Genomic DNA, 10,111 nt, shown 5'->3' with positions numbered 1-10,111 from the left:
CTACCTGCTGCCCCGGCAAGATGACCCGCAGTCGGCGACCACCGACCGGTTCCCGGCGGCCTCACCGCACTACTAAGGCATTGCTGAGGTGCATGCAGTCCCGACCGCGGCGGGACTAGGGCGGGGTTAGCTCCAGTTCCAGACCGACATTTCCCCGGGGAAGGTAGTTGTTGCACACGTGGGTGGACTTGGCGACAACGCCCTTGTTGTTGCAGAAGATCTTCATGTGATTGGGCCACGCGAACCAAAGCGGATCGCCGTAGACAGCCTCGGAGAACACGCGAGTTTTGCAACATCCAACGCACCTTTCTCAATAGCGCCCGACGGTCGCTAAGACATCGACCTAAACGCCTACTTTCTGCTGCACCCCGCACCAGAAGACACTTCGGCGACATAGGCCCGCTGGTGACGTTGGCGGTTGGTCTATAGGGAAACCATCAAAGACCTCACCGTCGAGCATGAAGTCCTGAAGTCTTGGAGGACAAAGTGAAGCGGCTGCTGCGGAAAGAGGGGTTTGCGGACGGTGGCCTACGATGCGGGCTCATCGGCCTTGCGGCGGTGCGCGGCGAGGAAGTCATCGACGATGCGCTCACAGTCTTGACGATCGATGGCACGCAGCCCGGTGAGTCGGGCAAACGCCACTGGCCCGACGAGTTGACACAGGATGAGCTCCGGGTCGAAATCGTCGAGGTCGGCGCGGGCTTCGGGGCTTTGCAACAGGGCATCGAATGGCTGGCGATACTGGTCGATGATCCGTGTGCGCAGCGCGTGCCGGTCGTGGGTTTCCTGGGTGCCGTTTGGTGTGCGGCCAAGCGCGACCCAGGCCAGGGTGGTGACGTGCAGCGGTGCCTCCTGGAACAGCGTGGCCTGTCGGCTCAACAGTTCGATGAGTTGGTCGCGCAACGATCCCGTCTCCGGTGCAGGGTGGACCTGCGGCAGCAGCCTTTCAAATGTGGCGGCAAGCAGTTGAGTGGAGCTGCTGAAGTGGCGATACAGGGTCGTGCGCGCGACTTTGGAGGCTTTGGTGACCGCGTCGATGGTGACGGCTTCGATGCCGCCGGCGCTCAGGAGTTTGGTGGCCGCATCCAATAGCCGGGTTCGTGAGCGCAACAGGCGCGGGTCGACGTCATCATCGTCGTCGACCGGGAATTCCAGGGTGTCGCGCTCCATGTAGTCACCGTAAACCTCGCGCGTAGCTGGCCGGCACCGAATCGCGGCTGCATCGGTCGATTGATTCGACCCCTAGACGGCTACGCTACTACTAGTAGCGTAGCGATACCACTAGTACACTTGTCTGTAAGGGTCTGTGGGGCGAAGGAGGACGCATGATCGGGCAGCGGGTCGGACGATCCCTGGTTGAGCAGCTCCAGGGCGCGGCCACCACAGGCCGGTTCGTGTGGCGGACGAACGAACTCTGCCGGCGGGCGCGAGGGGGAATCGCACAGACGGGCGGGGCTGGTCGGCGATGAATGTGCCGCTTGGGCTAACCAAGACGCATGTGTGGGCGCGGGGGGTTCGCGATTTCAGGCTGGTCCGCCGCGGTATCACTCGGCGCCTACACCGACAGCCGCCGGTTGATGACCGCGGCCGCGTTCGTCCCCGTCACTACCCTCCTCGCTCCTGCTCCTACTTGGACGACGAGTTGATGAACCGGGAAATGTATGACCACGTGCGCGACGAGCCGATCAGGTTGATCTCCCGGCTGGGATTTCGCCTGCGCCGTTCATGAAGCGGTCACTGTTTCGGAGTCGGTGCATCGTCATTGTCAAACCGCCTGTGCGCAAAGGGATCACGTGTCGCTGTACCGGACATGCTGGACCGTCGACGGCGCGTTGGTCACCGCCTGAAGCGGCTGGTTGCGCGGCGGCGATCAGAGAGCTTCGGACACCGGTGGCGGTTTCGCCGGGCAGGTAGAAGGGTACTGGTAGTACTGTTGCGATACCGTTGATTTCTTTCGAAGTAGCGGGGCGGGGGATGGCAGACAACGGGTGGGTCTCTTCGGGCGTGGCGACCTTGAGTCGCCCTGTTCGGGAGCGACTTCAAAAGGTTGCGGCCGGTGAGGGCGCGTACAGCGATCGGCTAGCGCGCTTGGCGGGTTTCAGTATCCGACATAAGGTGCTGATCATCGGCATGTGGGTGGTGAGCGCCGCTGCCCTGGCGGTGCTGTTCCCGCAGCTGGAAACCGTTGTTAGACAGCAGTCAGTGAATCTCATACCGCGCGATGCGCCATCGCTTCAGACGGTAGACCGCATGGGCGCGGCCTTCGGCGAGCAGGGATCCAAGACGACGATATTTGTCGCGATGGAGGATCCGGCGGGCCTGACTGCGCCGGTGCGCGGACGCTACAACGCGATGATTTCCCGGTTGCGTGCCGATTCGGAGCATGTGCGCTTGGTTCAAGACTTGTTGGCCGACCCAGTCACCGCAAGCCAGGCAGTCAGCCAAGACGGCAAAGCCTGGTATGTGCCGGTGGGAGTGGCCGGAACGCTGGGCGATCTCAAAGCTGCCGAATCGGTCCAGGCGGTCCGCACGATCGCCGCCCAGGCATTCAGCGGCTCACCCACCGATGTTCGCGTCACCGGGCCCCCGGCCACCTTCCGCGATCAAATCGCTTCGGCCGAAGAGGATTTGGTTGTCATCTCGGTCGCGACAGTAGGCCTGATCGCGATGATTTTGCTGGTCGTGTATCGGTCGGTGTTTACCGCCTTGCTGCCGCTGCTGGTCATCGGCGTGAGCCTGGCGGTGGGGCGCGGAGTGCTATCAGCGTTGGGCGAATCGGGCATGCCGGTGTCGCAGTTCACCATCGCCTTCATGACGGTGATCTTGCTGGGTGCCGGCACCGATTATTCGGTGTTCTTGATCAGTCGATATCACGAGCAGCGACGCCAAAACGTCCCGCCGGATCTGTCGGTGATCAACGCGACCGCCACCATCGGGCGCGTGATTTTGGCTTCGGCCGCCACCGTGGCGTTTGCGTTTCTGGCCATGGTGTTCGCGAAGTTGAGCGTGTTCGCCGCGTTGGGTCCCGCGTGCGCAATCGCCGTCTTTGTCGGGTTTGCGGCCACGGTGACTTTATTTCCCCCGGTGTTGGCGCTGGCGGCCAAACGCGGCATCGGTGAACCCAAGGCCGACCGCACACGCCGCTACTGGAACTGGATCGCCGTGGCCGTGGTGCGTCGACCCGTTCCACTGCTGGTCGCCAGTCTGGCCCTGGTGCTAGGCCTGGCGGCCGTCGCGCTGACTATGCACATCAGCTACGACGATCGCCAAGGACAGCCGGCGACCACCGCCAGCAATGAGGGGTATCACCTGCTGGACCGCCACTTTCGCAAGGACGTCATCATCACCGAATTCATGCTGGTTGAATCGCCCACTGATATGCGCACCAGCAAGGCCCTGGCCGACCTGGATGAAATGGCGTCTCGGGTCTCGCAACTGCCTGGTGTCACCAAGGTCTCCGGTGTCACCCGGCCCACGGGCGCACGCCTGGACCAGGCTCAACTGTCGTGGCAAAACGGCCAGATCGGTAACAAGATGGCCGGCGCGGTCGCCAAGGGAGACGCCCATAAGGATGACCTGGCCAAACTCACCCACGGCGCCGACCAACTCGCCGGCGGTCTCGCGCAACTGGACACCACCTTGCGCACCGCGTTGACACCGTTGACCGGGATCCTCACTCAGGCCCAGTCGAGTGGATCCCAAGTCCAGCGGTTCCGTCCGCTGCTACAGCAGCTTTCGGCTACCGCCCCTGCCGTCGACCAAGCCATCCGAACCGGTCCGGGGCTGCGTCAGCAAGCCGACCAAGCCCAAAACGCAATCGCCGCCATCGACCCGCTCGTCGGTGCGCTCAACACCTCCCCATGGTGTGCGACCACACCGGAATGCGCCCAACTCCGCGACCAGGTGCAGATCCTGGTGACCCTGCGCCATACCGGCTTCTTCAACCAGCTTGCCAACCTCGGCGACCTGTACCAGCCCGGCAGCGACACCGCGGCCGGCACCGTGGCCGACGTCCAAAACGCAATCACGTCGCTGGACAAGGCTTTCGGAGCACTCGGCGACCCTGCCGACCTGGCCGGCAACATCCGCCGCCTCCAAAGCGGCATCAGCCAACTCGCCTCCGGCGCACAGGCCCTCGCCACCGGCGTGCACACCCTGGCCGACAGCAACATCGAAATGCTGTCGGGCATGAGCCAAATCGCCACCCAACTGCAGAATTCCGCACGAACCACCGCCGGCTCAGACAACGCCAGCGGCTTCTACCTTCCCACCAATGCCTTCGAGAACCGCCAATTCGCCGACGTCGCAAAGCATTTCCTGTCGCCCGACGGCAAAACCGCGCGTTTCGCCATCGAATCCAGTTACGACCCCTACAGCAGCGACGCGATGAACCTCGCCCACAAAATCACCGAGATCGCCGATGCCGCACGACCCAACACCTCGCTGGCCAACGCCACGGTGTCGATGGCCGGATTCCCCGCCGTCAACTCCGACATCCAACGCCTGCTTTCCGCCGACTTTCATCAGCTGGCCTTTGCGACCCTCGTCATCGTCGGCCTCATCTTGGTCGTATTGCTGCGCGCCCTGGTCGCCCCGCTCTACCTGTTGGGTACCGTCGTGCTCAACTACGGCGCCGCGCTCGGACTGGGAACCCTCGTCTTTCAATATGGCCTCGGCAAGGAAATCGCCTGGCCCGTACCGCTTCTAGCGTTCATAATCCTGGTGGCCGTCGGCGCCGACTACAACATGCTGCTCATCTCGCGACTACGCGAAGAATCGACCCACAACATTCGCGTCGGCGTCCTGCGAACCGTCGCAAATACCGGCTCAGTCATCACTTCGGCCGGGCTCATCTTCGCCGCCAGCATGTTCGGCCTGATCGTCGGCTCCATCGCGATCATGATCCAAGCCGGGTTCATCATTGGCTGCGGCCTACTTCTGGATACCTTCGTCGTTCGCACGCTCACGGTTCCCGCGATCGCCACACTGCTGCGCGAAGCGAGCTGGTGGCCGCAACGGAAACCCCTGACTCACAACGGCCGACCACATCGGACCACATGACAATTAGCCAGGAGCGCATCCGCACCAGCGACGGGATCACTCTCGTGGCCGACTGCTACCGGCACGCCGCGACTCGCCCCGTCGTGCTGCTCCTCCATGGCGGCGGTCAGAACCGTCACGCGTGGGCCACCACCGCTCGTCGACTCCATTCCCACGGCTACACCGTCGTCGCCTACGACACACGAGGTCACGGCGACAGCGACTGGGACCCGATCGGACAATACGACGTCGAACGGTTCGTATCCGATCTGATCTCGGTACGAGGACACGTCAGCGCCGACAGTCCCCCCGCCGTCGTCGGCGCGTCGCTGGGTGGGCTGATCATCCTCGCTACCCATCTGCTGGCCCCACCCGACCTCTGGGCAGCCGTTGTCCTGGTCGACATCACCCCGCGGATCGAATTTCATGGAGCCCGTCGCGTCGTGTCATTCATGGCCGCCCACCCCGACGGATTCGGCTCACTCAATGACGCCGCCGACATCATCGCCGAATACAACCCCCGGCGCGCGCGACCCGAAAATCTCGACGGCCTGCACAAGGTCCTGCGGCAACGTAGCGACGGACGATGGATCTGGCGCTGGGACCCAGCGTTCATCAGCTCCAACTTCGATGTCCTGCAAGGCAATCTCATGACAGGCAGCGAGGAGTTCGACGCCATCAGCGGATTTCTCGCCGAAGGAGCACGTCGAATCACGGCCCCAACGCTGTTAGTACGCGGCGCACTGTCAGACGTAGTCTCCCAGGAAACCGTCAACGAATTCCTCCAGCTCGTCCCGCACGCCGAAACGACGGACGTCACCGGCACCGGTCACATGGTTGCCGGCGACAACAACGACGCGTTTACCGCCGCGGTCACCGACTTCCTCGACCGCACCACAAGGACCCCGACGTAAGCATCCAGCGAACCTGCACCCGCCCCGGCTGACACGTCGGACACCCATCGAGATGGCTCGATCTATCGTTCGCACGCCTTCGGCGCTTGTGCCGTCCTGTCGCCAGGCGCGCGGCTACTGATGCGCCATGGCCACTGATTGTGTTGCGTCTAAGTCATTCTCGTCAACAGGAAGGTCGTGCCGAATCACCCGGACTCGACCCCGCGGCAGACACGCCATGTAGCCGTGGCACTTGCCATAGAGCTCCCACGAAGTCGCCGCCGCATCCGGGTCGACATCGATGCGGTGGCCGCGGGAGAAACACAGATGCAGCGCACCGTCGTCGTCGCACCAGGCACGCGTGCAGATCGCTCCGGCCAGGTCCAACAGTGGCCGCTCCTCGGCCGAAAGATTGATAGGGTCGATCAACACTTCTTCCTCAGGCCAGCCTGCTGCCGGAGGGAGGGTCAGCCGCATCGGTCGGGAAATCACCAGCTGGTTGTGATCGTCCAGGTCGACTACCAGCCCTTCGTGCAGCGAGACTCGTTGCACGGTGCACTGCTCGATCCATTGCGTGTACATAACAACTCCCTTCGACGCACCGGCGAGTCACCTACCTATGCTACCGCTAGTAGCGCACCGATACTATTAGTATTGCTATGCGCTCTAGCTCGCGTTCCACGCAGCAAGAATGCGCTGCAGACCTCGATCAATGCGCTCGCGCGCCTCCGCTGCTGTCGCCCGTCCGACGACGAAAGCCATTAGATTGGCCAGCCAGATATCTGCGATGACTCCGGCGATCTGTCGCTCGCAAGCTCCCTGCGTCGGCCCACCAACCGTGCGCGCCAGCATGCTTTCGACGACGTCGGCGGCGTGTTGCACTGTCAAGGCTTCGTCTGTGCCCGCCATAACGAATGCCCGAACCACGGCCTCGGTGAGCTGCAGGTTTTGCTGCCACTCGTCGTGGAGCCGCGCTGTCAACGATCCCAGTCGGTCACTCGGGGAAGCGGCGCACGTGCTCCAGTCGCGTTCCTGATTCACCCGCTCGAACTCACGGGCGAGCAGCGTCACCAGCAGGTCGGTCTTCGACGCGAAATGGTCATACAGTGACCCGACAGTGATGCCAGCTTGCTTGGCCACCGTCTTGAGACGCACGGCCTTGAAACCGCCCGCCGTTGCGACCGCTCGGGCAGCATCGAGGATTGCGGTGCTGCCCCCGGTACCGGTCTCGGAATCTGGCGCCGCGCGGAACGGTACGTCAACCGACACTACGACTTCACTTCGGGGATAGACCTTTCGACGAGGAGGTGGCGGGATGACATTCCTCAAATCCCCCTTCGGGGAAGACGATGTCTTTGCAGACCGTTGGATATGCGTGCAGCCGCAAGCGCAACTGCAAGAGCCGCGAGTGCGGTAAACGGGGCTAGCACGAGCGTACTGGTGACACAGCCATGAGTGGGTACTGAAGCTGTGCCGTCCAGACCGCGGTGCGAAACGCGGACCCGATCGGCGGACGCTTCCGGGCGCACTCGGCAGCGAATACTCATGCGGGTAGCCGCAATTCCCCACGCAACCCACGGCACCCGACGCTGCGACACCGGCAAGGAAATACCCCCAGTACTTTCGGTTTCGCTACGCTACTGTTCGTACCATAGCTCATAATGCAGTTGGAATGTCACATTGACGAAGGTGATGGCATGCCGTCAGCAAACATCCGCTCGTTACGGGACCGACGCCGCGCCGAGTTGATCTCCGAGATCCAGAACACCGCACACCAGCTTTTCGCCGAACGCGGATTCGCTGCCGTGACAACCGAGGACATCGCGGCCGCGGCCGGAATCTCGATCAGTACCTACTTCCGCTACGCACCCACCAAGGAAGACCTGCTTGTCGCACCCGTCCGGCAAACGGTCGCCGAAATCGTTGCGTCCTACCGCGCCCAGCCGTCCGATGCATCAGCAACCGAAACTCTGATGCGTCTGCTTATCGAAACCGCTTGGGACAAAGCAAATCAGAATCTGCAATACTGGCGAGAAGCCATCCGGACCGCCCCCCACCTACTGGGCGAATCGGCGCTGATCAGCGAGAACGATAACCACCGGCTCATCGAACTGGTCGCTACGCATATGGACGTCGACGCGGTGACCGACATCCGCCCCTCGCTGCTGGTCCACACGGGTTTGGCCACTGCACAATTCATACTTCGGCGCTGGCTTAGCACGGACACCAAAACGAGTCCACCGCTCCACATTCAACTGGAACAAGCCTTGAGAATCACACTAGCCGGATTCGACTAATCGCGGACCGCGATGAACCATCGCGCTCGGCGGCAGCCGCGGCCGTTGCCACGTCCACAGCCCGGAGGACCCGGCCGGTAACCCGAAACCCCACACCATATTTGTAACGGCAACCACCGGTGATCAAATGGGCTAACCCTAGTGGGGCAGGCGCAATTGCTAGGTAGAGCCCGCTTTTCGGGTGGCAAGATACTGATTCCAGTCGCGTTTGGCATATGCCGCCCAGCGGGTCGCGGTGACGATATCGATGGCGAGTAGGTCGGCCAGAACTGCGCCCGGTAACTCGGCTGCCATTGTGATGAGGCCGGTGTTGCGACCGCCTCGGATTGTCAGGCCGCTATGTTTGAGTCGCTTGCCGAACACGCCCGAGTTGACTGGGCGGTCTGGTGTTCGTCCGGGAAACAGGAGCCGGTCCGGTGTTGAGGGTTCGGGCAGGGTCGAGCGCCGGGTTGGACGCGGCAGTTGTGCGAGCAGTTGGGCGAGCTTAGGAGGCAGCACCATTTCGTGGTCGCGCAGGGTGAGGTAGGTGTGGCCGTCCTGGGTGTGTATCTGGTTCTGTCGTAACCCGAGTACTCGCATGGTGGTGATTCCGTACAGCAGGATGAGCGCACCACTGGCGCGCACATCGATGTCAATGGTGTTGTCGTTGAGGCATCGGCGGAGTTGCTCGAGGTGCGTGGCTTCGTCGATGAACACCGAGGGCGGGCTGGGTCGGTTGGCCGGCGCGGAGGCGCCGTGGGTGATGCGACGCTGAGTTGTCCAGTGCAGGAAGGGCCGGATCTCTCGGTGTCGCCAGGTGCCGTGGGCCAACCAGTTGTCGATGTCTGCTTGGTCCATGGTGGCGAGGGTGCGTCCCCGGGTCTCGAGCCAAGCGAGGAATTCCAGTGCGACGCACACCTGGCGGCGAATGCGTGCTGCCCCGGTGTCGGCGTCGTCTGAAAACTGACCCCGTGTCCCCGGGTGGTTTCTAGGGGCGGTCGCAACACTTCTCTAGGTTCTGGAGGTTGTGTTGTCATCGTCGCGTCGCGTGAAAAAAGGCCCGGGCCGACGGCCACAGTCCGCCAAGCGTGAGCGATTTACGGAGCTGCGCGCCCGGGGCTGGTCCATCTTGGCGGCGGGTCGTGAAGTCGGTGTGTCCCGTACCGCAGCAAACAATTGGGCAAGGGGGTACAAAACCTATCGGCGTGGCGAGGCCGTGGGATTCGTGCCCGCACTCGATCGTTTGGCTGTGCGCCAGATCAGCGATCGCTATCTATCCGAAGAGGAGCGGATCGGCATCGCCGATCTGCGCCGCACGGGCATGGGTGTTCGGCAGATCGCCACCACGCTTGGCCGGGCACCATCGACCGTATCGAGGGAGTTGCGCCGCAACAGCCGCCGCGACGGCCAGTACCGGCCGTTTGAAGCCCACCGCTGGGCGGTTCAGCGCAGAGCGCGTCGTCACCAGCGGCGGGTCGACAAGAATCCCGCCCTGTGTGACCTGATCGCCGAGCTCCTCGCTCAACGGTGGAGCCCGCAGCAGATCGCCCGACACTTGCGGCGCGAATACCCCGAGGACCGATTGATGTGGTTGTGCCACGAAAGCATCTACCGGGCTGTGTACCAACCCCATTCGCGCTTGATACGGCCGCCACAGGTCAGGTCGTCACACCGGGGTCCGTTGCGCACTGGCAGGACCCATCGCCGCGCGCACCAGCGGCCGGGTCGGCGGCGTCCGAGGTTCGCCCAGCCGATGTTGTCGATCCATCAGCGGCCATTCGCTCCCGCCGACCGCAGCCAGCCGGGGCATTGGGAAGGTGACCTCGTGCGCCACGAGGCGCTGTGTGACCGAGCGGAGGTGAGAGACCTGCGCCGTTGTGCTGTCGCAGCAGCGTAACGAAG

General features: G+C 63.1%; 7 protein-coding genes and 2 pseudogenes. 4 read left to right on the top strand and 5 right to left on the bottom strand.

Annotation, left to right across the window (positions count from 1 at the left end):
* Nucleotides 1-126 precede the first annotated feature (126 nt).
* Nucleotides 127-283 (bottom strand): annotated as a pseudogene (locus BST44_RS29910) (DUF5078 domain-containing protein); the annotation flags it as partial.
* Nucleotides 284-528: 245 nt separating this feature from the next.
* The gene (locus BST44_RS28080; protein ID WP_007172204.1) at nucleotides 529-1,170 is read right to left on the bottom strand and encodes a TetR/AcrR family transcriptional regulator; all 642 of its coding nucleotides are present in this window, start codon (nucleotides 1,168-1,170) and stop codon (nucleotides 529-531) included.
* An 804-nt stretch (nucleotides 1,171-1,974) separates the two neighbouring features.
* Here BST44_RS28080 and BST44_RS28075 point away from each other — a divergent pair.
* Together BST44_RS28075 and BST44_RS28070 are read left to right on the top strand one after the other, a co-directional pair.
* Nucleotides 1,975-5,061: an MMPL/RND family transporter gene (locus BST44_RS28075; protein WP_170945430.1), complete on the top strand. Its 3,087-nt coding sequence runs from the start codon at nucleotides 1,975-1,977 to the stop codon at nucleotides 5,059-5,061.
* The gene (locus BST44_RS28070; RefSeq protein WP_033717417.1) at nucleotides 5,058-5,954 is read left to right on the top strand and encodes an alpha/beta fold hydrolase; all 897 of its coding nucleotides are present in this window, start codon (nucleotides 5,058-5,060) and stop codon (nucleotides 5,952-5,954) included. The genes BST44_RS28075 and BST44_RS28070 overlap by 4 nt, the downstream gene beginning before the upstream one ends.
* A 114-nt stretch (nucleotides 5,955-6,068) precedes the next feature.
* On the opposite strand, the gene BST44_RS28065 is transcribed toward BST44_RS28070, so the two are convergent.
* Both BST44_RS28065 and BST44_RS28060 read right to left on the bottom strand, forming a co-directional pair.
* Nucleotides 6,069-6,515, bottom strand: coding sequence for a DUF6188 family protein (locus tag BST44_RS28065; RefSeq protein WP_007172201.1), 447 nt, complete (start codon nucleotides 6,513-6,515; stop codon nucleotides 6,069-6,071).
* 84 nt (nucleotides 6,516-6,599) lie between these two features.
* The gene (locus BST44_RS28060; protein WP_088295654.1) at nucleotides 6,600-7,202 is read right to left on the bottom strand and encodes a TetR/AcrR family transcriptional regulator; all 603 of its coding nucleotides are present in this window, start codon (nucleotides 7,200-7,202) and stop codon (nucleotides 6,600-6,602) included.
* A gap of 428 nt (nucleotides 7,203-7,630) precedes the next feature.
* Between BST44_RS28060 and BST44_RS28055 the strand changes: the two genes are divergently transcribed.
* Complete coding sequence (locus tag BST44_RS28055; protein ID WP_033717415.1) at nucleotides 7,631-8,230, top strand: TetR family transcriptional regulator; 600 nt, start codon at nucleotides 7,631-7,633, stop codon at nucleotides 8,228-8,230.
* Nucleotides 8,231-8,389: 159 nt separating this feature from the next.
* Here the strand turns inward: BST44_RS28055 and BST44_RS28050 are convergent, their stop codons facing one another.
* Nucleotides 8,390-9,067 carry a hypothetical protein gene (locus BST44_RS28050; protein ID WP_174814221.1) on the bottom strand — a complete coding sequence of 226 codons (678 nt, stop codon included), beginning with the start codon at nucleotides 9,065-9,067 and terminating at the stop codon, nucleotides 8,390-8,392.
* 169 nt (nucleotides 9,068-9,236) lie between these two features.
* Here BST44_RS28050 and BST44_RS28045 point away from each other — a divergent pair.
* Nucleotides 9,237-10,037: pseudogene (locus BST44_RS28045) on the top strand (IS30 family transposase); the annotation flags it as partial.
* Nucleotides 10,038-10,111 lie beyond the last annotated feature (74 nt).

Origin of the sequence: Mycobacterium scrofulaceum, assembly GCF_002086735.1 — a bacterium.
Lineage (GTDB): Bacteria > Actinomycetota > Actinomycetes > Mycobacteriales > Mycobacteriaceae > Mycobacterium > Mycobacterium scrofulaceum.
Note: the sequence above shows the minus strand (reverse complement) of the source record. Positions and strands in the feature narration are given on the sequence as shown.

Bases quoted from the DNA above. Each gene is read 5' to 3' on its own strand.
- BST44_RS28080 (WP_007172204.1), bottom strand. From the start codon at position 1,170: ATGGAGCGCGACACCCTGGAATTCCCGGTCGACGACGATGATGACGTC.
- BST44_RS28075 (WP_170945430.1), top strand. From the start codon at position 1,975: ATGGCAGACAACGGGTGGGTCTCTTCGGGCGTGGCGACCTTGAGTCGC.
- BST44_RS28070 (WP_033717417.1), top strand. From the start codon at position 5,058: ATGACAATTAGCCAGGAGCGCATCCGCACCAGCGACGGGATCACTCTC.
- BST44_RS28065 (WP_007172201.1), bottom strand. From the start codon at position 6,515: ATGTACACGCAATGGATCGAGCAGTGCACCGTGCAACGAGTCTCGCTG.
- BST44_RS28055 (WP_033717415.1), top strand. From the start codon at position 7,631: ATGCCGTCAGCAAACATCCGCTCGTTACGGGACCGACGCCGCGCCGAG.
- BST44_RS28050 (WP_174814221.1), bottom strand. From the start codon at position 9,067: ATGGACCAAGCAGACATCGACAACTGGTTGGCCCACGGCACCTGGCGA.